This is a genomic window from Salegentibacter maritimus (assembly GCF_016236915.1).
Taxonomy (GTDB): domain Bacteria; phylum Bacteroidota; class Bacteroidia; order Flavobacteriales; family Flavobacteriaceae; genus Salegentibacter; species Salegentibacter maritimus.
In genome coordinates, this window is sequence record NZ_JAEHOK010000001.1 from 35,605 (window position 1) to 62,070 (window position 26,466).

19 protein-coding genes are annotated in these 26,466 nt (G+C 36.3%); 11 read left to right on the forward strand and 8 right to left on the reverse strand.

What is annotated here, in order from left to right:
- Window positions 1–10: 10 nt before the first annotated feature.
- Genes I6U49_RS00200 through tsaD form a run of 4 tightly spaced genes read right to left on the reverse strand, consistent with a single transcriptional unit; the run spans window position 11 to window position 2,958 of the window.
- Window positions 11–532, reverse strand: a complete 522-nt coding sequence (locus I6U49_RS00200) for a TrmH family RNA methyltransferase (RefSeq protein WP_193709498.1) — start codon at window positions 530–532, stop codon at window positions 11–13.
- The gene (locus I6U49_RS00205) at window positions 532–1,185 is read right to left on the reverse strand and encodes a DUF4159 domain-containing protein (RefSeq protein ID WP_198627129.1); all 654 of its coding nucleotides are present in this window, start codon (window positions 1,183–1,185) and stop codon (window positions 532–534) included. Before I6U49_RS00205 ends, I6U49_RS00200 begins: the two co-directional genes overlap by 1 nt.
- 36 nt (window positions 1,186–1,221) lie before the next feature.
- Window positions 1,222–1,932, reverse strand: a complete 711-nt coding sequence (locus I6U49_RS00210) for a 16S rRNA (uracil(1498)-N(3))-methyltransferase (protein ID WP_198627130.1) — start codon at window positions 1,930–1,932, stop codon at window positions 1,222–1,224.
- Window positions 1,933–1,935: 3 nt separating this feature from the next.
- Window positions 1,936–2,958, reverse strand: coding sequence for a tRNA (adenosine(37)-N6)-threonylcarbamoyltransferase complex transferase subunit TsaD (gene tsaD, locus I6U49_RS00215; protein WP_193709501.1), 1,023 nt, complete (start codon window positions 2,956–2,958; stop codon window positions 1,936–1,938).
- Between the two features lie 126 nt (window positions 2,959–3,084).
- On the opposite strand from tsaD, the gene I6U49_RS00220 reads away from it, so the two are divergent.
- The 3 genes from I6U49_RS00220 to I6U49_RS00230 all read left to right on the forward strand — a co-directional run bounded on the left by I6U49_RS00220 (window position 3,085) and on the right by I6U49_RS00230 (window position 8,891).
- The gene (locus tag I6U49_RS00220; protein ID WP_232804599.1) at window positions 3,085–7,458 is read left to right on the forward strand and encodes a translocation/assembly module TamB domain-containing protein; all 4,374 of its coding nucleotides are present in this window, start codon (window positions 3,085–3,087) and stop codon (window positions 7,456–7,458) included.
- 77 nt (window positions 7,459–7,535) lie between these two features.
- Window positions 7,536–8,522, forward strand: coding sequence for a 6-phosphofructokinase (gene pfkA, locus I6U49_RS00225; protein ID WP_193709502.1), 987 nt, complete (start codon window positions 7,536–7,538; stop codon window positions 8,520–8,522).
- Window positions 8,523–8,525: 3 nt separating this feature from the next.
- Entirely contained in the window at window positions 8,526–8,891 is a 366-nt protein-coding gene (locus I6U49_RS00230; protein ID WP_057483150.1) for a methylglyoxal synthase, read from the forward strand.
- A 290-nt stretch (window positions 8,892–9,181) separates the two neighbouring features.
- On the opposite strand, the gene I6U49_RS00235 is transcribed toward I6U49_RS00230, so the two are convergent.
- Window positions 9,182–9,565: a Rid family detoxifying hydrolase gene (locus I6U49_RS00235; RefSeq protein ID WP_193709503.1), complete on the reverse strand. Its 384-nt coding sequence runs from the start codon at window positions 9,563–9,565 to the stop codon at window positions 9,182–9,184.
- Between the two features lie 19 nt (window positions 9,566–9,584).
- A complete protein-coding gene (locus I6U49_RS00240) occupies window positions 9,585–12,314 on the reverse strand; it encodes a putative LPS assembly protein LptD (RefSeq protein WP_198627131.1) in 2,730 nt (909 codons plus the stop codon).
- Window positions 12,315–12,452: 138 nt separating this feature from the next.
- Between I6U49_RS00240 and I6U49_RS00245 the strand changes: the two genes are divergently transcribed.
- The 7 genes from I6U49_RS00245 (at window position 12,453) to bshA (ending at window position 21,860) form a co-directional block, all read left to right on the forward strand.
- Window positions 12,453–13,565 carry an N-acetylmuramoyl-L-alanine amidase family protein gene (locus tag I6U49_RS00245; protein WP_193709505.1) on the forward strand — a complete coding sequence of 371 codons (1,113 nt, stop codon included), beginning with the start codon at window positions 12,453–12,455 and terminating at the stop codon, window positions 13,563–13,565.
- Window positions 13,566–13,624: 59 nt separating this feature from the next.
- The gene (locus I6U49_RS00250) at window positions 13,625–14,581 is read left to right on the forward strand and encodes an MlaD family protein (protein ID WP_193709506.1); all 957 of its coding nucleotides are present in this window, start codon (window positions 13,625–13,627) and stop codon (window positions 14,579–14,581) included.
- Window positions 14,582–14,587: 6 nt separating this feature from the next.
- Window positions 14,588–15,928 carry a (Fe-S)-binding protein gene (locus I6U49_RS00255; protein ID WP_198627132.1) on the forward strand — a complete coding sequence of 447 codons (1,341 nt, stop codon included), beginning with the start codon at window positions 14,588–14,590 and terminating at the stop codon, window positions 15,926–15,928.
- A gap of 87 nt (window positions 15,929–16,015) precedes the next feature.
- Window positions 16,016–16,807: a (Fe-S)-binding protein gene (locus I6U49_RS00260; protein ID WP_198627133.1), complete on the forward strand. Its 792-nt coding sequence runs from the start codon at window positions 16,016–16,018 to the stop codon at window positions 16,805–16,807.
- 294 nt (window positions 16,808–17,101) lie between these two features.
- The gene (locus I6U49_RS00265; protein ID WP_198627134.1) at window positions 17,102–17,587 is read left to right on the forward strand and encodes an ABC transporter ATPase; all 486 of its coding nucleotides are present in this window, start codon (window positions 17,102–17,104) and stop codon (window positions 17,585–17,587) included.
- Window positions 17,587–20,514: a glycoside hydrolase family 3 N-terminal domain-containing protein gene (locus tag I6U49_RS00270; RefSeq protein ID WP_198627135.1), complete on the forward strand. Its 2,928-nt coding sequence runs from the start codon at window positions 17,587–17,589 to the stop codon at window positions 20,512–20,514. Before I6U49_RS00265 ends, I6U49_RS00270 begins: the two co-directional genes overlap by 1 nt.
- A 209-nt stretch (window positions 20,515–20,723) precedes the next feature.
- A complete protein-coding gene (bshA, locus tag I6U49_RS00275; RefSeq protein WP_193709511.1) occupies window positions 20,724–21,860 on the forward strand; it encodes an N-acetyl-alpha-D-glucosaminyl L-malate synthase BshA in 1,137 nt (378 codons plus the stop codon).
- 105 nt (window positions 21,861–21,965) lie between these two features.
- Here the strand turns inward: bshA and I6U49_RS00280 are convergent, their stop codons facing one another.
- Window positions 21,966–22,469, reverse strand: coding sequence for a hypothetical protein (locus I6U49_RS00280; RefSeq protein ID WP_193709512.1), 504 nt, complete (start codon window positions 22,467–22,469; stop codon window positions 21,966–21,968).
- Between the two features lie 140 nt (window positions 22,470–22,609).
- Between I6U49_RS00280 and I6U49_RS00285 the strand changes: the two genes are divergently transcribed.
- On the forward strand, window positions 22,610–25,528 hold the full coding sequence (locus I6U49_RS00285; RefSeq protein ID WP_198627136.1) for an FAD-binding and (Fe-S)-binding domain-containing protein: 2,919 nt from the start codon (window positions 22,610–22,612) through the stop codon (window positions 25,526–25,528).
- Here the strand turns inward: I6U49_RS00285 and I6U49_RS00290 are convergent.
- Entirely contained in the window at window positions 25,525–26,322 is a 798-nt protein-coding gene (locus tag I6U49_RS00290) for a UDP-2,3-diacylglucosamine diphosphatase (RefSeq protein ID WP_193709514.1), read from the reverse strand. The genes I6U49_RS00285 and I6U49_RS00290 overlap by 4 nt on opposite strands.
- Window positions 26,323–26,466 lie beyond the last annotated feature (144 nt).

Genomic DNA, 26,466 nt, shown 5'->3' on the forward strand with positions numbered 1-26,466 from the left:
GGTAAATATATTATTTCTTACTGAATGCAGATATTGTTTTCGATATTTCATATAAGGCTATTCCTGCGGCCTGGGCAACATTCATACTGCTGTTTTGACCAAACATATTGATGTGTAGGTGTTTATCTGAAATTTTCAGCAGCTCATTATTTATTCCTGAAGCTTCATTTCCCAGTATCAGAATAATATTTTTCTTAGCTCTTTTATACTTAAAACTATTTATAGGTTTACTCACTGAAGTAATTTCCAGGGAAATTATTTCAGCATTTGCCTTAGATTGTTTAATAAAACCAAGAACATCTTCTGTAAACTCATGTTGTACTGTTTTGTGTGTATTTCTGGAGGTTTTTTGAAGCCTTCTACTGTTAAGCTTTGGTTCAATACCCGAAAAAATAATTTTTTCAATATTAAATGCATCGGCAAGCCTAAAGATGCTACCAATATTTGCTTCTCCCGAAATACTGTCAAGTACCAGGCTTATAGGAAAATTTTCCTTAGTAAACTTTTCGTCGAAATGAGAGAGTTGTTCCATTAATTTTCAAAAACGTATTTTAAAATGTTTGCTCCCATTTGTAATGCTTTTAACCGCACCTCTTCAGGATCATTATGAACTTGTTGGCTTTCCCAGCCATCACCAAGATCACTTTCTACCGTAAATAATAAGATTAACCTTTCTTCATTGAAAATTCCAAAAGCCTGTGGCGGTTTATTATCGTGCTCATGAATTTTAGGTAAACCACCGGGAAAGTTATAGGCACTAGAAAATATTGGGTGACTTGCTGGTAACTCTTCCAGTTTTTTTTCAGGAAAAATTTTCACCAATTCTTTTTCCAGATATTGCTGCATACCATAATTATCGTCTATATGCAGAAAACCACCGCTTAAAAGGTAATTTCTAAGATTCATGGCTTCTTCATCATTAAAAATCACATTCCCGTGCCCGGTCATATGTACAAAAGGATATTGAAAGATGTCTGAACTTGCCGGAGTAACAGTAACGGGTTTGGGGTTTATACCGGTGCCAACATTATTATTGGAAAATGTAATTAAATTGGGGAGAGATGTTGGGTTAGCATACCAGTCGCCCCCTCCATTATACTTTAAAACTGCAATTTCCTGTGCTTTTGTAGATTGGAAAAAAACAAGGAATATGAAAATTGGAGTATATTTTTTAAAACTCAACATATCTGTAAAAGTATCAATAAAAATGAGTTGTAAAAATTAATCCTGATTAATAAGTGCAATAGTATGGCAGGCTACAATAGCCGCAGTCTCGGTTCTTAATCGGCTTTCGCCTAAATTTACAGGAAGCCATTGTTTTTCTAGAGCCTGTTTTATTTCTTTAGCGGAAAAATCGCCTTCAGGACCAATAAGTATGGTGATTTTTTCTTTGGGTTTAGCCTTGTTTTTTAAAGAAACACGGGGAATATCCTCTTCACAATGCGCAATAAATTTTTGCCCTTCAGATTCAAGATTAATATACTCTGAAAAACTAATCACTTCGTTAAGTACAGGTAATCTATAATGCAAAGATTGTTTCATCGCACTTTGTAATACACGTTCGTAACGATCTGGTTTTATAGTTTTCCTTTCACTATGATCACAAATTATAGGCGTTATTTCGTCTATACCAATTTCTGTAGCTTTCTCCAGGAACCATTCATACCTGTCATTCATTTTTGTAGGTGCTACAACCAGGTGCAGGTGATGAGTTTTAACAGGTGCTTCTTCGAGCTTATTGATTTTTGCCAAACACTGTTTTGGATTGGCTTCAATTATTTCACAGGTAAATAAAAAACCTTTTCCATTAGTTACCTTTAAAATATCGCCTTCGCTTTTACGCAAAACTTTTGCTATATGCCGACTTTCATCTTTTGGAAAAACAATTTGCTTATCGTTTTTTTTAATATTTGGGGTGTAGAAAAGTTGCATAGCCTAAAATTTATAGCGTGCCTGGGCCGTGGTGGAAAAATCGGAAAAATCCCGGTTCAAATATTTATAATGGCCAGCTATGGCAATCATTGCCGCATTATCTGTTGTATATTCAAACTTAGGGATAAAACAATTCCAGCCATATTTTTTTTCGGCTTCAACCAGGGCATTTCTAATACCACTATTTGCTGAAACACCACCGGCAATCGCAATTTGATTGATTCCGGTTTGTTTTACCGCTTTTTTAAGTTTATCCATTAAAATTCTTACAATAGAAAACTGAATAGAAGCGCAAATATCTTTTAAATTTTCATCAATAAAATCTGGATTTTCTTTGGTTTGTTTCTGCACAAAATAGAGTACCGAGGTTTTAAACCCGCTAAAACTAAAATTTAAATCAGGTACTTTTGGATTAGGAAAAGGAAAGGCTTTTGGATTACCTTCCTTTGCATATTTATCTATTAAGGGGCCACCGGGATAGGGAAGCCCTAAAATTTTGGCGCTTTTATCAAAAGCTTCGCCAACAGCATCATCTGTAGTTTCCCCAATTACTTCCATCTCGAAATAATTAGAAACTTTCACAATTTGAGTATGCCCGCCACTTATGGTTAAGGCCAGAAAAGGGAAATCTGGCTTTTTATAATTTTCTTCCTCTATAAAGTGTGCCAAAATATGCGCCTGCATATGGTTTACCTCAATAAGCGGAACTCCTAAGCCCAGGGATAAAGATTTAGCGAAAGAGGTTCCAACAAGTAATGAACCCATTAGTCCCGGCCCACGTGTAAATGCAATTGCAGATATATCTTTTTTGCCGATATTTGCCCTGGCTATGGCCTGGTGAATCACGGGAACTATGTTTTGCTGGTGTGCCCTGGAAGCAAGTTCCGGTACCACGCCTCCGTATTGTTGGTGTACTTCTTGAGTAGCAACAATGTTAGATAGTATTTTTCCGTTATGTATTACAGCTGCTGCTGTATCGTCGCAGGAAGACTCGATCCCTAATATGTAAATATTTTGTGAAGCCATTAAGAAATAAGGGGCATAGAAATTGTTAATATTGTGTACAAAGTTAAAATATAAAAGCGTATCAAAAAATTCTGGAAAATATTAACTAGAACAGTGGTTGCGCTGCTTTTGCTTTTTGTCATTATTTTGATAATCTTCTCTATTCCTGCCGTACAAACAGGAGTAGCCAACCGTATTACTGCATCTATCAACGAAAAAAACAATGTTGATATTTCTATAGACCGGGTAAGCTTAACCTATTTTGGCAAAGTGAAAATTAACGGAATTTATATTGAAGACCATCATAAAGATACCTTAATTTTTTCTGAAGAATTGCGCACTTCGCTCCCCGGTGTTTCTAACCTGCTTAGCAATAATCCAAATTTAGGAAATACTTATTTGGAGGGTTTAAAGCTTAAAATGCGTCGATATAAAGGAGAGGACAGGGATAATCTTGGGAAATTTATCCAAAAACTGAGTAAGAAACCTTCTGGAGATTCTATTCCATTTCAGTTGTTTATGGATAGGGTTGAAATTTCTGATGCTCATTATAGTTTTATCAATGAAGATAGTGACAATCCTGAATTTGTAAGTCTTGATAGTTTAAATATTTACGCAAAAGACTTAAAGATAAAAGGTCCGGAGATTAGTGTAATCATTGAAAGATTAAAAGCAAAGGAAAAACGCGGATTAAATATAGATAATCTAAGCACGCGTTTCTTATATAGCCCTAAACAAATGGTTTTTGATGACCTTATGATTCAAACACCCCAGTCTTTAGTTAACGCTGATCTTGAGTTTAATTATAAAATTGAAGATTTTTCTGATTTTGAAAACAAGGTGCAAATAACCGGTACTTTTACTGAAAGTGTAGTTTCCAGTACAGATTTAAGGGCTTTTTATAACGAATTTGGAAAGAATCAGTTGATCCAATTAGATACCGATTTTATAGGTACACTAAATAACTTCCAGCTTCCCAATGTTCGGTTAACCGGTATGGACCGTAGTACACTTCGTGGAAATGTTAACATTCAAGGTGCCTTTTCCAAGAATGGCGAAGATTTTGAGCTCACCGGGGATTTTTCAAATTTCACCACGAATTATTACGATCTGGTTAATTTACTGCCAGGGGACTTAAGGGGGAAGCTTCCTGAAACCTTGCGTGAATTTGGCAACTTGAGGATGCAAGGTAATGCTATTGTTACTAATGCTAATTTGGATGCCGATGTGCGTATAAATACACAACTGGGCTCGGCCGAAGCAGATGTTGTTTTACGCGGATTTAATAATTCACAAGACGTAATCTATACAGGAAAACTTATTTTTAAGGAGGTTAATATTGGAAAACTTGCCAATAACGCAAACCTTGGAAAAACAAGTTTTAACCTGGATATAGATGGAACTGGCTTTAACGCCGAAACCCTGGATGCTGAGCTAAAAGGACAAATATCCAAACTACAATTTAATAATTATACCTACCAGGGAATTAGGGTGATAGGTAATCTTAGAAACCCTGTTTTTAATGGTTTATTAATGGCCAACGACCCTAATTTAAAAATGGAGTTTAATGGTTTGGCAGACCTTTCTGAAGATATCAATAATTACGATTTTGAAGCTTCGGTTGGATATGCGAATTTAAACGCCCTAAACTTTGTTACCCGCGATAGCCTCTCTATTTTTAAAGGAGATGTTATTATGAATATGAAGGGTACAAGTATAGATGATGCCTTTGGTGAAATATTGTTGCTTAATACTTCCTACCAGAATCAAAACGATCTTTATTATTTTGATAATTTCAGTATTACTTCCAGCTTTGAAGGACCCGAAAGAACCTTAAGTATAAATTCGCATGATGTGATTAGCGGTGAAATTAAAGGAGATTTTATTCTTTCTGAAATAAGGCCTTTAATTGAAAACTCTTTGGGGAGTATTTATACCAATTATAAGCCCCGCACCATCACTAATAATCAATACCTAGAATTTGATTTTGATATTTATAATAAAATTGTTGAAGTCTTTTACCCGGAAATAAACCTGGCACCAAATACCTTTATTCGCGGCCACCTGGCTTCAGATGAATCTGAATTTAAAGTAAACTTTCGTTCTCCTAAAATAGATCTCTTTGGAAATATGATGGAGACGGTAAACTTAAATGTAGATAATACCAACCCTATTTACAATACTTATTTTGAAGCTGATAGTGTTTCAACCGGATTATATAATTTTTCAGAATTCAGTTTTATTAATGTAACTCAAAGGGATACTCTTTTTATTAGATCTGAATTCCAGGGAGGCAGAAATAATGAAGATGTTTTTAATGTGAATCTCTTTCATACTATTAATGAGAATAACAGATCGGTAATAGGAATTCAACGATCAGACCTTACTTTTAAAAATAATACCTGGTACTTGAATGAAGAGGGTAATAAAAGTAATAAGATTGTTTTTGATCTTGAATTTAAGGATATTACAATAGATTCTTTGGTAATGAGTCATAAGAACGAAGAGATTAGGTTAAGTGGGGAAATGCGGGATACTACCTATAAAGATTTCAAAATGGAATTTGAAAATGTAGATATAGGTAAGCTTACGCCACATATAGATAGCCTTCGTCTTGCCGGAACTTTAAATGGTAAACTCGATTTATTACAGGAAGATGGGGCTTATTATCCAAATACAGCTTTAAAAATAGATTCCTTAGATATTAATGATAACCTTTTGGGAAATTTTGTTCTAAATGTAGAAGGAAATGAAACGCTTACTAATTACGACGTAAATGCCAATTTAAAAAAAGATGGCCACGTATCCTTAAATGCCATTGGAAATATAGATGTTAGTGGAAGTGAGCCCACAATCGATCTGGGGGTCACATTAGAGGATTTAAACCTGGCTGCTTTTAGTCCTTTAGGGCGTGACGTGATTAGTGATATAAGGGGAGTAGCCACGGGAGATGCAAAAGTTACCGGAAATTATAAAAATCCAGATTTTTCAGGAAGTCTTAGTTTGGATAATGCCGGTTTACGAATTCCTTACCTAAATGTTGATCTTGCTTTTAATGATGCGGCGAAGGTTAATTTAAATGAACAGCAGTTTATTTTTGACGATGTAGAGATTGAAGACACTAAATACCAAACAACGGGTACTCTTAATGGTAGTATAGGACATGAAAATTTTAAGGAATGGAACCTGGATTTAAATATAGATACCAATAGGCTTTTGGTTCTGGATACCGAAGGTGATGAGGATGCACTTTACTATGGAACTGCTTTTATTAGCGGAGACGCCAGTATTGCCGGTCCTACAGACCAGTTGGTGATAGATGTTACGGCAAGCACAGAGCGTGGTACGGTTTTTAAAATACCTCTAAGTGATACAGAGTCTGTTGGCGATAACTCATATATTCACTTTTTAAGTCCAGAGGAAAAGGCTGCCAGGGAAGCAGGGCAGACTATAGAATTGCCAGAGGTAACCGGGCTTGAGCTTATTTTTGACCTGGATATTACCAATGATGCTGAAGTTGAAGTAGTGGTAGATCAAACCAGTGGAAGTACCTTAAAAGGTCGCGGCTCCGGAAATTTATTATTGGAAATTAATACCAATGGCAAGTTTAATATGTGGGGGGACTTTGTGGTTTACGAAGGAGTGTATAACTTTAAATACGCCGGACTTGTTCAAAAAGTTTTCAATGTAGAATCTGAGGGGAGTATTAATTGGAATGGTGACCCAACCGAGGCGCAATTAGATGTAAGTGCTATTTATGCCCTTAACGCAAACCCTGCAGTATTGTTAGAAAATCCTTCTATTAACAGGAAAATTCCTGTAGAGGTTATTATTAACCTACAAGGTGAAATAATGCAGCCCGATATTACTTTCGATATCGATTTTCCTAATGCCAGTTCTGTAGTTCGATCGGAATTAGAGTATAGAATGGATGACCGTTCAAGCAAGGAGCTCCAGGCCTTATTCCTGGTTACCCAAGGTGCATTTTATAGTGAATTTGGCTTAAGGCAAAATGCTATTACCGGAACACTTGCCGAAAGGGCTTCCAGTATTGTTAATGATATTTTTGCGGGGGATGATGGTAAATTTCAGGTAGGCGTAAATTATGTACAGGGAGATCGTACGCCCGATCAACAAACTGTAGATAGGTTTGGTCTTACCCTTTCTACTCAAATTAGTGATAGAGTTATTATAAATGGGCAGGTAGGGGTTCCTATTGGTGGAGTAACCGAATCTATTATAGTTGGCGACCTGGAAATAGATTTTCTTTTAAATGAAGACGGAACCTTAAGGGCCAAGGTTTTTAACCGGGAGAATAATATTCAGTTTATTGGGGAAGAAATCGGGTTTACACAAGGTATTGGATTGTCATATTCGGTAGATTTTGACACATTTAAGGAGTTGCTTCGAAAAATTGCCAGTACAGAAATTGAGGCTCTAAATGAAGAAATGAAACCAGATTCAGAAACACGTCCTGTAACCCCTGATTATATAAGATTTCCCGACGAAAATTCAAATTAAAAAGAAGCCTTAAAACTTCTTCTTTTTCTTTTAAGATTTCTCCTTAGTTTGTAATTTTAGACAAGAAATAGAAAGATATGACAAAAAAGATAAAACGAATTGGAGTAATGACTTCGGGTGGCGATGCTCCTGGGATGAATGCTGCAATTAGGGCAGTGGTTAGAGCCTGTGCTTATTATCACATAGATTGTGTAGGATTTATGAAGGGCTTTCAGGGAATGATAGATGGCGATTATGTAGAGCTTAATGCCCGTAGTGTTCGCAATATTATTAACCTTGGAGGTACAATACTTAAATCGGCCAGATCTGAAGAGTTTAGAACTAAAGAAGGTCGGGAAAAGGCTGCTAAGCATTTAAAAAAGGCTGAAGTTGACGTTATGATTCTTATTGGTGGTGATGGTACTTTTAAAGGCGGCCAAATATTTAGCGCAGAGCATAACATTCCAATTATTGGTGTCCCCGGAACTATAGATAACGATATTTTTGGAACCCATTATACCATAGGCTATGATACTGCTTTAAATACGGTAATTGACGCTGTAGATAAAATTAGAGATACCGCGAGCTCACATAACAGGTTGTTTTTTGTGGAAGTAATGGGGCGTGATGCCGGTTTTATAGCCTTAAATAGTGGAATTGGAGCCGGTGCTGAAGAAATTCTTATTCCGGAGGAAGATCTTGGTTTAGATCGTTTACTAAATTCCCTGGAGCGTAGTAGGCGTTCGGGAAAAACTTCCAGTATAGTTGTAGTTTCAGAAGGAGATAAAATTGGTAAAAACGTTTTTGAACTGGCAGACTATGTAAAAGAGAATTTACCCTATTATGATGCAAAAGTAACCGTGTTGGGTCATATACAGCGGGGAGGTAGCCCCACTTGTTTTGATCGTGTTTTAGCGAGCAGGTTATGCGTAAAGGCGGTTGAGCTGGCGTTAGACGGGCAACAAGATATTATGGTAGGTATGCTAAATAATGAGGTACAGGCTATTGAATTAAACAAAACTTTACAATCTAAACCAACTATTAATAAAGATTTGCTTCGCATTTCTGATATTTTATCTGTATAAAAAATGAAAACAGTAGCAATTATTGCCCATAACGGCAAGAAGGCAGAAATGGTTCAGTTTTTAAATAACCATAGAGAATCGCTTCAGGCCAAGAATATAAAACTTATTGCCACCGGAACTACCGGTGCAAAAACCGAAAGCGCAGGTTTTGAGGTAGAAAAATTACTTTCAGGACCTCTGGGGGGTGATGCGCAAATAGCTTCCCGAATTGCAGAAGGAAAAGTAGATATGGTAATTTTCTTTAGAGACCCGTTAGACAAGCATCCGCACGAGCCCGATATTTTTATGCTAATGCGCTTATGCGATGTTCACGATATTCCACTAGCAACCAATCCGGCAAGTGCCAGGTTATTAATGCAGGCGTTTTAGATATTATTTTTTCTTAGCAGTTTCGCGATTTTTAAGCTTTGAAAATATCTGACCTAAAGCCTTAGGCATTTAATAGAGATAAGCTTAGTGCTGTTTTTTTCTGTAAACTGAACTCAATACTATCAAGAGATAATTGAGATCTATTTATCTTAAAATGAAAAACCAGCTTTTTTTAAAAAGCTCTAAAATAAAATACCTCGTGGCAAGACAACGAGGTGTTTTATTATTATGAGTGAAGCCTCACAGTCACGATAACTATCGGTTACGGGGTAAAGCTGTTTATTTTAATTTTACTCTTTTACTGCTATAGCACTAATTTCTACGTTTACAAACTTAGGCAAGTTAGCAACCTCTACAGTTTCCCTGGCAGGGGCAGTTTCAGCATTAAAATAGTTGGCGTAAATCTCATTGATTTTAGCGAAATTATTCATATCGCTTATAAAAATGGAAGTTTTAATTACGTTTTCAAAATCCATTCCGGCTTCAGCAAGAATTGCTTTAAGATTTTCCATTACCCTAATTGTTTCCTTTTGAAGTTCTTCGGTTTCCAATTCACCGGTTTCAGGATTAAGTGCTATTTGTCCTGAAATAAAAAGCATATTTCCGGTTAACACGGCTTGATTATAAGGGCCAATAGGAGCAGGGGCCTGGTTGGTCTTAATTATTTTTTTCATTGTTTGTACTATTTAAAATTTATAATCTTCGATCTGGTTCATTACGTTTATCGTATTTTATATCACTTAAGATAGCCGATTTAATTCCAATAAAGAAATACCAGGATCTACGCTCACTAAAAGGGACCCAGTTAAAACTTAACCTCCAGGTATTTAAATCTCGTTGAAACCTTAGCTGTGTATAAGTAAAACCTAAATCTTTTAAATCGTAACCAGAGGAGGCTCCTACCATCCATTTTGGAGAGAGCTCAACATCTCCCGAAAACATAATAGAATGTGAGGTAATCTCGTTTTGGCGTGCAGAATTATTATAGGTCATGGTATAAGACATTCTTAAATCCCATGGAATTTTATAATTATACCAGTTGTCATTTCGTTCGGGACGATTTTCATCGGCAAATGGGTCTTCCTCTTCGTCATAAAATTTTCCGTCAAGGTCGGTTCCTTTTCCAAAAAGGTCATCACGCCTACCACCACCTCTATAGGTGTCATTATCTATATCGTCCTGATTTTCATCTTCGCCTTCATCTTCAAAATCCTTGCTGGAAAAAGAATACCCAAAACTTACATTGGCGTTGGTAAACCTAAATAAACTTCCACCATTATTAATATTTAATTTATTTGTTCTTTGATTATTATTATCCAGTGCATAAATATCCATGTTTCCCGCAACGTTGATATCCAGTTTATCCCTTACAATAGGGATGCTTCCTCGTAGAGCAATGGGTGAGAGTCTTGGTTGCCCTTTCTCTGCAGAAAGATTATATGCTGTACTCATGCTGAAATTATTCAGCAAAGATATTTTTTCGGGTTCTGTGGCAGTACTGTCTTTAGACCGCACTTTGGCTTCCAGGGTATTACTAATACTTAATCCCAGTGAACTGGAAAACCGGTTGCCGGGAGCTCCATACAATGTACCGCTAAACCTGGAATAATCTACCATATTGGTTTCTAACGGGTTTGCAGGGTTAATCCGTTCATAAGTATCATAATATTGATCGAATGCAGGGTTTACATTATAGCTAATAGAAGGGCGCATAACGTGCCTAATGGCCTGTATTTTCTTATCTTTTCCGAAGTTTTTTAAACCATATAACGTGGTACCAATGCTGGCTCCAAAATTATAAGTTCGGTAAGAATCAAACCCATTTATAGTATCTATAACCACTTCATCATTAAATTCGTCGTACGACTGTTCAAAAGTTTTAAAAACCCAATTCTCTTCGTAATTAGCATTAGCACTAACACTTAGGTAATTAAATAATTTAAAGTTAGTGGAAACAGGAATAGAGTGTTGGGCACCATAATTGGCATCTTTAAACATTTCGGGTTTGAAGAATAGAGAGTCGGTAGTTCTAATTTGGTTCTCCCCCCGTAAATTATATTGAAAGTTAATATTTTCTATCAATCCCTTTTTAGATCCGGTTTTTGGAGCAAATGGGTAAATACGTGTCATACTTGCCTGTAAGGTAGGTAAACTCATATTTATAGTTTGTGTTCTTGTATTTTGGCTATGTCTGGCAGCGATACTTAAATTCACCTGCGGATCACCCGGAAAAGTTTTACTGTAGGATACCGATGAACTTAAAGAATTGGTTAAGAAATTCCCTGTATTCATTTGGTTTACAGAATTTTGGTAGTAAGTGCTACTTCCTAAATTCACAGATGCATTAAACCTGGAATTTGGATTTGCTTTGGCATCCTGATTGTGCGACCATTGTATATTATATTCTGTTCTTTCTGAATAATCGGGAAAACCACGTTCACTTTGATATTGATTTTCGTAGCGTATCCTAACATTTCCGCGGTAGCGATAACGCTTGGCATAATTACTTTCCAGTCTTACTGCATAACTTCCATTTGTATAATAGTCTCCCAGGGTAAGCAGGTCTACATAATCACTTATGGCAAAATAATACCCCCCGTTTTGCAGAAAATAACCACGCTGGCTATCCCCAAAACTGGGAATAATAAAACCAGAGGTCTCTTCTTCGGTTAAGGGAAAGTAGCCAAAAGGTAATCCCAACGGGGTAGGAACATCGGCTAGATACATATTTACAAGGCCGGCTACAATTTTTTTGTCCGGGACAAATTTTATACGTCTTGCATAGAAAAAATAGTCGGGGTTTTCTAAGTCTTCATCGGTGGTAAAACGCACATTTTGCATAAAATACACCGAATCGTTTTCGCGTTTGGTGACTTCTCCTTTTACATTAAAATTTGCCTGTTGTGTTCTTGAGTTGTATACCAGCGCTCTTTCGGTATCAAAATTAAAGCGAATAGAATCTGGTTCTACAGTTTGATTGCCCTGAACAAAAACCGGTTTTTGAGAATATGCCCCGGTAGAATCGGGAATTCCGTAAGCGTAAACCTCATTTTTATCGTTATCTATAATAATTAGGCCTGCATTAATTTGCATATCGCCATAGATAATCTGGGCCTCATTATAGAGAAACATTCTATTTTCCTTTTGGCTAATGCGCATATAATCTTTAGCCTCATATTTAACGGCATCGGTAATAAGCTGATTTCCTTTTTGTGGCGGCTGTAAGGAATCGCCCAAAATACTATCGGTGGACTTAATGGTTTGTGCCAGGGGTAATGAATCGCCAACGGTAACAATAGTGTCCCTTTCCTTGGCATCTAAGTTTATTTCGGTATTGTTTCCTATTTCCTGGGCGTTTAAACAAACGAAAGGAAGCAGTATAAATATACAGCAAAAAAGTATGTTAGGTATGTTTGTTTGCAATGCTCTAAGTGCTATTTTTGTAAAGAATGGCTTGCTTTTTGCAAATTCAAAATTACATATATTTTTTCAGCTTAGATTTGAGAATCACTGAAAAAAAGTAATTAAAATAATCAGCACAAATTTAGCGTTACCTTTTTTATGAGAACGAACCTACTTAAACTTTTCGTATTTTTTATATTTTTTCTTGGCAACTCGCAGCATTTACTTGCTATAAACGATACTCCTAGAGATCGTTTTGTAGTTGTTCTTGATGCCGGTCATGGCGGCAAAGATCCGGGTAATACGGGAAATGGCTTTAAGGAAAAGGATATTGCACTTAATATTATTTTAAAAATTGGGGAAGCTTTGGAAAAAAAGGGAGGGATTGAAGTAATTTATACCCGGGATACTGATGTTTTTATCCCTTTAGCTAAAAGAGCCAGAATAGCCAACGAGGCCGATGCCGATCTTTTTGTTTCTGTACATTGTAATGCCCACAACTCCCAGGCCTATGGTACCGAAACTTTTGTATTGGGTTTGCATAAAACCAAAGAAAACTTCGAAGTTGCTAAAAAAGAGAACTCAGTAATCTTTTTAGAGGAAGATTATGAGGTGACCTATGGAGGGTTTAATCCTAATTCTCCCGAATCTTATATAGGAATGGCTTTAATGCAGGAGGAATACCTAAATCAAAGTATACTTTTGGCTGATTTTATCCAGAAAAATTTTACCCATAATTTAAAAAGAAAAGACAGGGGAGTGAAGCAAGCGGGTTTTTTGGTTTTAAAAAACGCTGTGATGCCGAGTGTACTTATAGAAACCGGTTTCCTTACCAATAATCACGAAGGTCCATATTTAAATAGTACTTCAGGTCAAAATAAAATGGCGGCTGCTATTGTAGAAGCTATAGATAAGTATGCCAATAGTATAAATTTATCCAGCTTGCAAAATATAGGTAACTCCTCTATATCCAACTCTAATAATCAGGACGAATTACAGGACGAAGTTTATGAGGGTATAACATTTAAAATTCAATTGGCTGCAGGTTCCAAAAAATTAGAAACCAAAGCATATAACTTTAAAGGCTTACAAAACGTAGAACGCTCCAGGGAAAATGGCTTATACAAATATTATTATGGGGCCACCTCTAACTATACCAGAATTAACGAACTTCATGATAAAGCAAAGCAAAATGGATATCCTTCAAGTTATATTGTAGCTTTTAAAGGTGGGGATAAGATTACAGTTAATGAGGCGTTAAAAACAAAGTAAAATAAGGCTTCTTTTCTATTTTTATTTCTAAATTTGTTTTTATCTTAAAAAAATAGCTTTTGAAATTTACACGTGAAGTAAAAACTGCATTATTAGCAATAATTGCTATCCTCCTACTTATTTTTGGTTATAGTTTCTTAAAAGGTAAGAATCTACTGGAATCCAGTAGAACTTTTCATGCGGTTTATAACGATGTGGAAGGTCTTTCACCTTCTTCGGCTGTAACTATAAACGGTTTAAAGGTTGGGCAAGTCACAAAAATTAACTTCCTGGATTCTAAAGGAACCCTTGTTGTAAGCTTTACGGTAGAAAACGACTTTCAGTTTTCCAGGAATAGTACCGCTCAAATTTATGGAGGTAATATTATTGGGGGGAAATCTTTAGCCATAATTCCAGACTACAAAAAGGGGGAGATGGCTAAATCTGGAGATACCTTAAATAGCGAAATTGAAGAAGGTATTATGGAGCTGGTTAATGACAGGTTAACACCGCTTCAGGAAAAAGTTGAAAATACGATAGTTAGTGCAGATTCCCTGGTAACTGCAGTGAATAAGATTTTAAACGACAGTACACGGTACAATATTAGAAATACTTTTAAAGACCTTAATGCTACCGTAGCTTCATTTAAAGTTACCGCCAATACCTTAGAGGGTATTATTGGTGGAAACTCAGATAATATTAATAGGACTTTTACCAATCTTGATGAAATAACTACCAATTTCAATACTTTTTCAGATAGTTTAACCCAAATGGATATTGGTAAGATTACCAAAGATTTGGAAAAAGTAGTAGCTGATTTTGAAAGTATCTCAGATAAATTAAATAATAAAGAAGGTACTGCAGGTAAATTAATTAATGATGATGCCGTTTATAACAACCTGGATAATGCCACAAAACAGCTAGAACAATTACTGCAAGACGTAAAACTGAATCCTAAACGATATGTCCATTTTTCTGTTTTTGGAAAAAACCCTGAGCCTTATCAGGAGCCTAAAGAAAAGGATTCTATAAAATAAACCATCATGCAAATTATTGCCCAGATCTTATTTTTACTTGCCCTTGTAGCCGGAATCGGATTTTTTATTAGAAATATTCGTAAGTTAATTAGGAATATCAAGTTAGGCAGGGAAGTAGATAGAAGCGACAATAAAGGGGAGCGCTTTGCTAAAATGGCCAGGGTAGCTTTTGGTCAGAGCAAAATGGTGAAAAAACCAATATCAGGTTTTCTTCATGTAATTGTTTATGTAGGTTTTATAATTATAAACATTGAAGTTGTTGAAATTATAATAGATGGATTATTCGGTACACACCGTGTACTTTCATTTATGGGAGGTTTTTATAACATTTTAATTGGCTCTTTTGAAATACTGGCCTTATTAGTCCTTATTGGTGTAATTGTTTTTTGGATAAGACGAAACCTTCTTAATATTTATCGTTTTCTGAGCAGGGAATTAAAAGGTTGGCCCAAGAATGATGCTAATTATATTCTATATTTTGAAATGGTACTTATGGTACTTTTCCTGGTAATGAATGCTACAGATTATCAGCTTCAATTAAATGGTGCGCCACATTACGCCAGCGAAGCCGGAATTACAGGAGCTTTTCCAATTAGTCAATTTTTGCTGCCTATTTTTGAGGGAATGAGTAATGCTACACTCATTATTATTGAGAGAACAGCCTGGTGGTTACATATTTTGGGGATTCTTTTCTTCCTTAATTACCTATACTATTCAAAGCATTTACATATTCTACTTGCTTTTCCAAATGTTTATTTATCAAAACTTCGTCCCCAGGGAGAGATGGATAATTTACAATCTGTTACCGACGAAGTTAAGCTCATGATGGATCCCGACGCCGATCCTTTTGCAGCTCCAGCTGAAGAAGAAACTAGCGCTGAACCGGAGAAATTCGGTGCTTCAGATGTCTTTGATCTTAACCAGGTACAGTTACTAAATTCCTACACCTGTACAGAATGTGGAAGATGTACTGCCGAATGCCCTGCAAACCAAACCGGTAAAAAACTTTCTCCGCGAAAAATTATGATGGATACCCGGGATAGGCTGGAAGAAGTAGGCGATATTATTAATAAAAAAGGGAAATACGAAGATAACGGTAAGCAATTACTGGACGATTTTATATTGCGTGAAGAATTGTGGGCCTGTACCAGTTGCAATGCCTGTGTAGAAGCCTGCCCAATAGGTATAGATCCTTTATCTATTATTTTAGACATGCGTAGGTATTTAGTTATGGAAGAAAGTGCTGCTCCTAACGAGCTAGCTATTGCCATGACCAATATTGAAAACAACGGTGCTCCCTGGCCTTATAATCAACAAGACAGATTGAATTGGGCCAAAGAGAATTAATAGCTGAAAGAACCGGAAATTTTAAAAACAATTTTTTGAATATTTAGGATAAGAAAAAGTTCTAAGAAAAATTAAAAACATTTAGATATGGCAGAAGCATTAAAAGTACCTACAATGGCCGAGTATATGGCAGCGGGTAAAAAACCTGAAGTATTATTTTGGGTGGGCTGTGCCGGTAGTTTTGATGATAGGGCAAAGAAAATAACTAAAGCTTTTGTAAAACTTTTACATGAAGCAGGGGTAGATTTTGCCGTCTTGGGAACAGAAGAGAGTTGTACCGGAGACCCTGCAAAGCGAGCGGGTAACGAATTTCTTTTTCAAATGCAGGCTGCAACAAATATAGAGGTTCTTAATGGTTACGAAATAGAAAAAGTAGTAACCGCTTGTCCTCACTGCTTTAATACAATAAAAAATGAGTATCCGGCCCTGGGTGGTAATTACGAAGTAATGCACCATACGCAATTTTTAAAATCTCTTTTAAATGAAGGCAAATTAAAAGTTGAAGGTGGAAAATTTAAAGGTAAACGTATCACATTTCATGACCCTTGTTATTTAGGGCGTGCCAACGGCGAATATGAAGCTCCACGTGATCTACTTCGAAAGCTGGAAGTAGAACTCGTAGAAATGCGTAAGTGTAAATCTAACGGACTTTGTTGCGGTGCCGGTGGTGGCCAAATGTTTAAAGAGCCCGAACCTGGTAACAAAGATGTAAATATAGAAAGAACCGAGCAGGCTATGGAAGTAAAACCTGAAGTTATTGCTGCTGGTTGTCCCTTTTGTAACACCATGATGACAGATGGGGTAAAAGGGAAAAATAAAGAAGATAGTGTAGCAGTAATGGATGTCGCAGAACTTATTGCTAACGCTCAGGATTTATAGTTAATATTGCCAACAAATAGCTTTTTCTAATTAAGTTAAGCGTTTTAATAGCTGCTGAGCAACATTATTCCTCTATTTAGTCTTGCTTACCTTAAAATTTGTCGTCATAATTTTATAAAGTACCTGACGAAAAACAGGGACGCTATTAGATGGATATTTGATTTAATGTCCATAAAAGGCCGGCATTGTTTAATCTCAATTCTCGAGTAAAAAAATCAAACGTTAAAAGGCATAACTATATTTGAGACATAAGCTAAATCAATTAGTTTTGTGAAAATATAATTTTAGCAATTTATGTTAGTACCATTCGAAAATCTACCCGATTCTTCAAGGGTTTGGATCTACCAGGCAAACCGATCTTTCACCAATGAAGAATTAGAAGAAATACAATCCCGTTTAGACCAATTTGTTACACAATGGACGGCCCATGGAGCCGAATTAAAAGCGGGCTACCTAATTAAATACAAACGTTTTATTGTTCTGGCGCTAGATCAGCAAATAAATGCTGCTTCCGGTTGTTCTATAGATGCTTCTGTGCATTTTATTCAACAATTGGAGAAAGATTATAACGTAGATCTTTTAGATAAAATGAATGTCTCCTATAAACAAGGTGAATTTGTGGCATATAAAAGCTTATCAGATTTTAGGAAAATGGCCAAACAAAAGGCAGTTTCTCCTAAAACAATAGTCTTTAATAATTTGGTAAACAATAAAGCTGAATTTCTTTCAGATTGGGAAGTTCCTGCTGCAGAAAGTTGGCATAAGCGTTTTCTTAATTGATGAAACCTACATCTAGCCCGAAAATCTTACTTACCACCTGTTTTCTTTTTGTCTTCTCTGTGCTATCGGCGCAAAATAATCCTTTGTTCACCACAGGTGTGGAGGCTCAAAAAAAGTGGGTAGATAGCGTGTATAACTCATTGAGCCTTCAGGAGAAAATTGGTCAATTATTTATGATAAGTGTTTCTTCCGGAAGTGGTGAAACTTATATTGAACAAGCCAGGAAATATGTCGAAGAAGGAAATATTGGCGGGGTTATTTTTTCTAAAGGTGGGCCTTTAAGACAGGCTAAATTAACAAATGAGTTTCAGGAAATTGCCAAAACCCCACTGCTTATTGGAATGGATGCCGAATGGGGCCTGGCCATGCGCCTTGATTCTGCTTTTGCGCTTCCCTGGAATATGACCCTGGGTGCTATTCAGAATAATAAATTAATTGAAGATGCCGGAGCTGCGATTTCCCGTAATACCAGGCGTTTAGGTGTACACATCAATTTTGCCCCGGTGGTAGATATTAATACCAATTCCAAAAATCCGATTATTGGAAACCGAAGTTTTGGAGAAAATAAAATAAATGTAGCTGAAAAATCCCTTGCTTTTATGCGAGGAATGCATCAGGAAGGGATTTTATCAAGTGCCAAACATTTCCCGGGTCACGGAGATACAGATGCAGATTCCCATAAAATATTACCTACAATTCCTTATTCCAAAGAACGATTGGAGAATATAGAGTTGTACCCTTATTACCCTTTAATTGCACACGGCCTATCCAGTGTAATGGTAGGGCATTTAAACGTGCCGGCGCTTCAGGAAAATAGGAATACGCCATCTTCACTTTCAAAAGCAATAATAACAGATCTTTTAAAAGATCAAATGAATTTTAACGGACTTGTTTTTACCGATGCTTTAAATATGAAAGGTCTTACAAGCAATACCGAACCGGGAGATGCCGAATTAAGGGCCTTTTTAGCCGGTAATGATATGCTTTTAATGCCAGAAAGACTTGAAGTGGCATCAGAAGTATTAATTAATGCTTTTAAGAATAATATTATCACCTCTGAAAGATTGGCACATTCGGTTAAAAAGATACTTCAGGCAAAGTATAAAGCCGGCTTATCTGAGAAAAAAATGGTTCAGGAAAATTTTCTTTCAGAAGAACTCAATACCGTAAGGGATGAAGCTTTACTTGAAAGACTTTTTGAGAACGCTTTAAGCCTAATAAAAAACAACAAAGGTATTTTACCTGTTAAAGAACTTGCCAATACCAGGATTGCCTATGTTAATTTTGGGGATGCCAACGGAAGTCCTTTTTTAAAAGAGCTTAGAAAATATGCAAATGTAGATTGGGTTTCAGCAGTTCACCTTAATGACTTGCAAAATAAGCTTACTAGCTATGATTTGGTTATTTTAGGTTATCATAAATCTAATAGTAACCCCTGGGCTTCTTATAAATTTTCGGCTGCAGAGCTGCATTGGATTCATCAAATAGCCAAAAAAAATAAAACAATCCTTAGTCTGTTTTCGAGTCCGTATGCTTTAAGCGATTTTAGAGGTTTACAGGAATTGGAAGGTGTTTTGGTAAACTATCAAAATCACCCGGTAGCACAGCAAAAAGCTGCGCAGTTAATATTTGGAGCCATTGGGGCAAAAGGAAAACTTCCCGTGAGTATTGGCGATAATTTTCCTGAAGGAACCGGTTACCATACAAAAAGTATCCAAAGACTTTCTTATGGTTTACCGGAAAGTGTTGGTTTAAACTCTAAGGAATTAAGCAGAATAGACGATATTATAACGGAAGCCATTGATAAAAAAATGACGCCCGGAGCCCAAATTTTAATAGCAAGAAAAGGAAAGGTTGTTTATAATAAAAACTTTGGATATCACACTTACAACAAAAAAACTCCGGTTTCAGACACTTCAATTTACGATCTGGCTTCTTTAACAAAGATACTGGCAACCCTGCCCTTAATTATGGAACAGGAAGAAAATGGAATTGTGAATTTTGATACAAAATTAGAGGAGATGATGCCTGTCTTTAAAAATTCTAATAAAGCCAATATTAGATTGCAGGATATGTTAATGCATTATGCCAGGTTAAAATCATGGATTCCCTTTCATATAAATACCATAGATAGAAAAACCAGGTTACCCTCTAAAGAATATTTTCAAAAAACGCCTTCTGCTAATTTTAGCACAAAAGTGGCTAATGAAATGTACCTTAGAAATGATATGAAAGATAGTATCATTACTATTATAAGGGATAGTGAGCTAGAAAGAAGATTGGATTACAAATACAGTGATCTACCTTTCCATATTCTTAAATATTATTTAGAAGGCTATTATAATAAATCTTTACATGAACTTACCCAGGAGAAAATCTATAAACCATTGGGAGCTACATATACCGGATATTTGCCAACAACCAAATTTCCTTTAGAACAAATAGTTCCTACCGAGATAGATAAACTTTGGCGAAGACAGCTCATTCAAGGGGTAGTACATGACCAGGGGGCAGCTCTACAGGGAGGTGTTGGTGGACACGCAGGCCTATTTAGCAATGCCAACGATGTTGCCAAAATAATGCATGTCTTTTTGAATAAAGGGATTTATGGCGGCACAGAATATTTTAAGGCTGAAACCATTTCTAAATTTAATACCTGTTATTATTGTGATCAGGATGTAAGGCGTGGCGTTGGTTTCGACAAACCACAACTGGGAACCTCAGGCCCAACCTGTAATTGTCTTTCTATGGAAAGTTTTGGGCATAGTGGTTTTACCGGTACATTTGCCTGGGCAGACCCTGAAGAAGAAATTGTTTATGTATTTTTGTCTAATAGAACCTTTCCCGATGCGACTAATAGAACATTAATAAGGGAAGATGTAAGATCAAGAATACAGAAAGTGATTTATGAGGCTATAGATTTCTAAGAGATAAATTTTTAAAGTCTAAAGATCCTCGAAAAGTCTTCAAGCTTTGTTTAACTTAATGTCAAAACAAATCGGCTTTGTAAAATATCTCATTTGCCGAATAAATCATCTCAAAATTTAATTTTGGGTTGATTTCATAGAAGAATTATTTTTGTTTCGAAGCAGGCTTCGGGGCATTTAAATCTCGATAATCGAGCAAATTATACTTAATGAAAATAGCCATTGTTTGTTATCCTACCTTTGGTGGTAGTGGAGTGGTAGCTACAGAGCTAGGGTTGGCCCTTGCTAAACGCGGTCACGAAATACATTTTGTTACCTACAGTCAACCTGTTCGTTTAGACCAGTTGTCGGGCAATGTACGATTCCATGAAGTACACGTTCCAGAATACCCGCTTTTCCATTACCAACCTTACGAACTCGCTTTAAGCAGTAAACTGGTAAATGTGGTAAAACAATTCAATATAGAGCTGTTGCATGTGCATTATGCTATTCCGCATGCCTATGCCGGATATATGGCTAAAAAAATGCTTGCAGAAGAAGGCATTAACCTACCTATGGTTACCACGCTTCATGGTACAGATATTACGCTGGTAGGGAATCATCCGTTCTATAAGCCGGCGGTAACCTTTAGCATTAATAATAGTGATGTGGTAACTTCAGTATCTAATAGTTTAAAAGAAGACACCTTAAAATTCTTTAAAATTAAAAATGAAATAAAGGTTGTACCAAACTTTATAGACTGTAGTAAATACGATAAAAAAGAATTCACAGATTGCCAGCGGGAAATGATGGCCGAAAAAAAGGAAAAAATAATTACCCATATTAGTAACTTTAGAAAAGTTAAGCGAATAGATGATGTAATTAAAATCTTTTACAAGATCCAGAAGAGGATTGACGCTAAGCTAATGATGGTAGGGGAAGGCCCCGAAAAAGAAGCCGCTGAAGATTTGGTAGACGAACTGAATATTTCAGACAAAGTGATGTTTTTAGGGCAAAGCCATGAAATAGATAAAATTCTATGCTTTTCAGATTTATTTTTATTGCCTTCAGAAAAAGAGAGCTTTGGGCTTTCGGCTTTAGAAGCTATGGTTAATGGTGTTGCTGTTGTCTCTACAAATACCGGAGGTTTGCCAGAGGTTAATATAGATGGCGTTTCAGGTTATTTAAGTAATGTGGGCGATGTGGAAGAAATGGCTTCCAGGTCTTTAAAAATCCTGGAGAATGATGAAACCCTGGAAAGCTTTAAACAAGGAGCCCGCAAAGTTGCCGAAAAATTTGATATACAAAATATAGTGCCACTTTATGAAGATATTTATAAGAAGGCCTTACAACAAACTGTGGTATAAAAAAAGAGGCCGATTTAAATCGGCCTCTTTTTGATTTCTATCCTTTTGTGTAAAGTGCCTCCTGGTAAACCAGAGAGGTGTTAAATATATACTATCCAGTAAATACTAGAATTGGTACCTTACCCCAAGTGCGATATCTGGAGAGAAAGGATTTAAAACATCATTATCACTGTATAAACCAAATTCTGGTCTAAAATCTAGAGAAAGTAGTAAAGGAATATCAAAGTTATATTCTAAACCAATGTCCCCGGCAAGAAAAAGGTAAGTTCCATCGTCACCATCTCTGTCATTAAAACGGGTATCATCAACTCCTAAAAGTCCGGCACCGGCACCTACATACCAGTTAAACCCTCCTTCTATGTTCCAAACCCACTGGTAAAGTCCGGTAAGTTTAAAAGCATCATAAGCGCTGTTATCTCTCCAACCTAAATCCAATTCTAAACGATTGTTGTTAGTTCCCAGTGCTCGTTGATAAGAGATTTCAGCACCTACACCGTCACCACCACCAAATCTAAGACCTATTGCGTTATCAGAAATACTTTGCGCTTCAGCTTGATTATAAAACGTGGCACCGATTACAAAAACGGCAAGTAAAATTAATTTTTTCATGATTAGCTTTTTTTAATATCGTGGGCAAATTTAAATGTTAAAACAAGATATAAAACGAATCATACGCCAATCTATTGTTAATATTGCTTAAAAATCTGTTAAGTGACTTTGGGAGAATTTCTCTATTTTTATCCACAATTATGAAAGCAAAACTTCACCAATTAGCGCAGAAAATTGAGGGTCAGTTATATGACGATAAAATGTGGCGTTCAATGTATGCAACCGATGCCTCTGTATATCGCGAAATACCTTTAGCTGTATGTTACCCAAAGAACGAAGAGGATTTAAAAACACTTATAAAATTTGCAAAAAACAATAGTACTTCACTAATTCCAAGAACTGCGGGAACCTCTCTGGCAGGGCAGTGTGTAGGTGATGGAATTGTAGTAGATGTTTCTAAACATTTTACACGAATTTTTCAGGTAGATGGGCAAGCTAAAACGGTAAGTTTGCAACCCGGGGTAATTCGCGACGATTTAAATAGGTATTTAAATCAATTTAATTTGTTTTTTGGCCCCAATACATCAACTTCCAACCGTTGTATGATTGGGGGTATGGTAGGAAACAATTCTAGTGGCACCACCTCTATTAAATATGGCACCACCAGGGAAAAACTGGTTTCCTTAAAGACAATTTTAAGCGATGGTACCGAAGCTGAGTTTAGGGATATTTCAAAGGAAGAGTTTCAGGAAAAGTTAAAGTTACAGAACCTGGAAGGTGATATTTACCGAAAGATAAATGAACAACTATCTTCTGAGGAAAATAAAAAAGAACTTATAGCTAAATTCCCACCTAAGAGCTTACATAGAAGAAATACCGGTTACGCCATAGACGAATTGCTCTATGCCAATGTTTTTTCTGAAGATTCTAACGAGCCATTAAACCTTTGCAAATTGCTTTGCGGAAGTGAAGGTACTTTAGCCTTTACAACCGAAATCACCCTGAAGCTAGATGAGCTTCAACCGCCTCAATCGGCGATGATTGCAGCACACTTTGATAGCATAGAGAATTGTATGCAAGCCGTTGTTCCGGTTATGAAGCACTCGCTGTTTACATGTGAAATGATGGATAAAACCATCTTAGATTGCACAAAACAAAACTTAAAATATAAGGAAAACCGGTTTTTTATTGAAGGTGATCCAAAGGCGATATTAATGCTGGAAATTAGGGCAAATACCGCTGAAGAAGTATTACAGCAAAGCCAGCAGGTTTTAGATACCCTAAAAAATGCCAAATTAAGTTATGCTTACCCCATTTTAATGGGCGAGCAGATAGAATTGGCGATGGAATTAAGAAAAGCCGGCCTCGGACTTCTGGGTAATATCGTAGGAGATAAAAAAGCCGTAGCCTGTATAGAAGATACCGCAGTCGCAATTCCCTATTTGGCCGATTATATCTCAGAATTCGCCCAAATTATGAATAACTATGGCCAGGATGCCGTGTATTACGCACACGCCGGTGCCGGAGAAATTCATCTACGTCCAATTTTAAATTTGAAGAAATCGGAAGATGTAAAACTCTTTAGAAGTATTACTACCGATGTGGCTAAACTTGTGAAAAAATATAATGGTTCTTTAAGTGGCGAACACGGAGATGGTAGGGTAAGGGCCGAGTTTATTGAAATGATGATTGGTTCGCATAACTACGAATTACTTCGCGATATTAAATTCACTTTTGACCCGCATAATATTTTTAACCCGGGAAAAATAACAGATACCGCTCCTATGGATACTTCCCTAAGATATGAAGTAGATAGGAAAGAACCCGAGATTTCTACGCTTATGGATTTTTCGGAAACGGAGGGTATTTTAAAACTTTCTGAAAAATGTAATGGTAGTGGCGATTGTAGAAAATCGGTTGAAGCGGGAGGTACAATGTGCCCAAGTTATCGTGCTACCAAAGATGAAAAAGACACCACTCGCGCACGGGCAAATACATTACGGGAATTTTTAACTAATTCAGATAAAAACAATAGGTTTAACCACGAGGAAATAAAAAACGCTTTCGATCTTTGCATTAGTTGTAAGGGCTGTAAAAGCGAATGTCCTTCCAGTGTAGATGTAGCTGCTTTAAAAGCCGAATTTCAGTATCAATATCAAAAAGAGAATGGTAAGAGCTTTAGGAATAAAGCATTTGCCAATAATGCTAAAATGAATGCTTTGGCGTCTAAAACACCGGGACTTGCCAACTTTTTCTTCAAAAATGGGATAACATCAGGTTTAGCTAAAAAAATAATGGGGGTCGCCCCGGAAAGAAGTCTACCTGTTTTGGCTAAAACAAGCCTTTCAAATTATTATTTAAAAAATAAAGAACGCTTTCAAATTAAAACCCCAATTAAAACTGTTTATGTCTTTAATGATGAGTTTACTAATTTTCTGGATTCAGAAATAGGAATTGATGCGTTGGAGCTACTTTACAAGCTTAATTACAGGATAGAAATTATAAAGCACGAAGAAAGTGGCAGGAGTCATATTTCAAAAGGATTTTTAGAAGAAGCAAAGGTTTTTGCCAACAAAAACATCGCTATTTTTAAAGATCTAATATCTGAAAATACGCCATTAATTGGTGTTGAGCCATCGGCTATTTTAACTTTTCGGGATGAATATTTGAGACTGGCCAATGATAAAGAGGAAGCGGAAAAATTGGCAGGCAATACTTTTATCATCGAAGAATTTCTAAAAAAGGAAATTTCTCTGGGTAATATACGTTCAGAGCAGTTTACTTCAGAAGAAAAAACGATAAAAATACATGGACATTGCCACCAAAAAGCATTGTCTAATACTGCGGTGAGTTTTGATATACTTAATCTTCCAAAAAACTTTAAAGTGAGTATAATCCCATCAGGATGTTGTGGGATGGCAGGTTCTTTCGGTTATGAGAAAGAACATTATGAGGTAAGTATGAGTATAGGGGAGCAAAGCTTATTCCCCGCAGTGAGAAAAGCCGATCAACAAACGCTAATTTCAGCTAACGGAACAAGTTGTAGGCATCAGATATTTGATGGAACAAAACGCCATGCAAAGCACCCGGTGAGTATTTTAAAGGAGGCTTTGATTTAATCTCTCTTCAAAATAGTTACAGCCGCTACCAGATGTTTTGGTAGCGGTTTTAAATTTTTGAAATAGGTAAGGTTCCATTTTTCATTTTCGTACTCAAGTGCACTAAGATTTTCTACCCAATCGCCCGAGTTTAAATATAGGCAGGTTCCTTTTTTGGTAGTTTTTCTTATAATTTTAGGTTGGTGAATATGGCCGCATATCACATATTTGTATCCTTGCTCAATAGCCAGATCTGAGACTGTTTTTTCAAAACTAGCTATAAATTTCCCGGCATTTTTAACACTGTTTTTAATCTTTTTAGAGAGAGAATATTTCTTTTTACCCATCTTTAGTAGAATATGGTTCAATAATCGGTTCACTAAAATCAATAAATCGTAACCCCAGCCACCAAGTTTAGCGATCCATTTTGCATTTTGAATTCCGGCATCAAAAACATCACCGTGAAAAAACCAGGCTTCCTTGCCATCTAAGTTTAAAACTAATTTATCGGTAATTTGTAGTTTTCCAATTTGTGTATCACTAAATTTTCTTAAAAACTCGTCGTGATTCCCCGTGATATAGACAACCTCTGTTCCCTGACTATTAAGATCAATAATCTTTTTAATTACTTCTAAATGTGATTTTGGGAAGTAACTTTTTCTAAATTGCCAAATGTCAATAAAATCTCCGTTAAGAATAAGTTTTTTAGGTTGAATGCTTTCCAGGTATTCGCAAAGCTCTGCCGCATGAGCACCAAAAGTACCCAAATGAACATCTGATATTACTACTATTTCTGGTTTTCTCTTTTTAAGCAATGTGATGTATATCTTTGCATACAAATAACCAAAAAACAGTAGTTTATTAGCTTCAATTAATTTTATAGAATATTTACCAAATCATTAATATGTGAGTTATTTGTTATGTTAATATTAATGAAGATACATTTTTAAATATTGGCT

Excerpts from the sequence above, each read along its gene's own strand:
- I6U49_RS00285 (WP_198627136.1), top strand. The coding sequence starts at position 22,610 with ATGAAAGCAAAACTTCACCAATTAGCGCAGAAAATTGAGGGTCAGTTA.
- pfkA (WP_193709502.1), top strand. The coding sequence starts at position 7,536 with ATGACAAAAAAGATAAAACGAATTGGAGTAATGACTTCGGGTGGCGAT.
- I6U49_RS00210 (WP_198627130.1), bottom strand. The coding sequence starts at position 1,932 with ATGCAACTTTTCTACACCCCAAATATTAAAAAAAACGATAAGCAAATT.
- tsaD (WP_193709501.1), bottom strand. The coding sequence starts at position 2,958 with ATGGCTTCACAAAATATTTACATATTAGGGATCGAGTCTTCCTGCGAC.
- I6U49_RS00265 (WP_198627134.1), top strand. The coding sequence starts at position 17,102 with ATGTTAGTACCATTCGAAAATCTACCCGATTCTTCAAGGGTTTGGATC.
- I6U49_RS00270 (WP_198627135.1), top strand. The coding sequence starts at position 17,587 with ATGAAACCTACATCTAGCCCGAAAATCTTACTTACCACCTGTTTTCTT.
- I6U49_RS00230 (WP_057483150.1), top strand. The coding sequence starts at position 8,526 with ATGAAAACAGTAGCAATTATTGCCCATAACGGCAAGAAGGCAGAAATG.
- I6U49_RS00200 (WP_193709498.1), bottom strand. The coding sequence starts at position 532 with ATGGAACAACTCTCTCATTTCGACGAAAAGTTTACTAAGGAAAATTTT.
- I6U49_RS00235 (WP_193709503.1), bottom strand. The coding sequence starts at position 9,565 with ATGAAAAAAATAATTAAGACCAACCAGGCCCCTGCTCCTATTGGCCCT.
- I6U49_RS00205 (WP_198627129.1), bottom strand. The coding sequence starts at position 1,185 with ATGTTGAGTTTTAAAAAATATACTCCAATTTTCATATTCCTTGTTTTT.
- bshA (WP_193709511.1), top strand. The coding sequence starts at position 20,724 with ATGAAAATAGCCATTGTTTGTTATCCTACCTTTGGTGGTAGTGGAGTG.
- I6U49_RS00255 (WP_198627132.1), top strand. The coding sequence starts at position 14,588 with ATGCAAATTATTGCCCAGATCTTATTTTTACTTGCCCTTGTAGCCGGA.
- I6U49_RS00260 (WP_198627133.1), top strand. The coding sequence starts at position 16,016 with ATGGCAGAAGCATTAAAAGTACCTACAATGGCCGAGTATATGGCAGCG.
- I6U49_RS00245 (WP_193709505.1), top strand. The coding sequence starts at position 12,453 with ATGAGAACGAACCTACTTAAACTTTTCGTATTTTTTATATTTTTTCTT.
- I6U49_RS00280 (WP_193709512.1), bottom strand. The coding sequence starts at position 22,469 with ATGAAAAAATTAATTTTACTTGCCGTTTTTGTAATCGGTGCCACGTTT.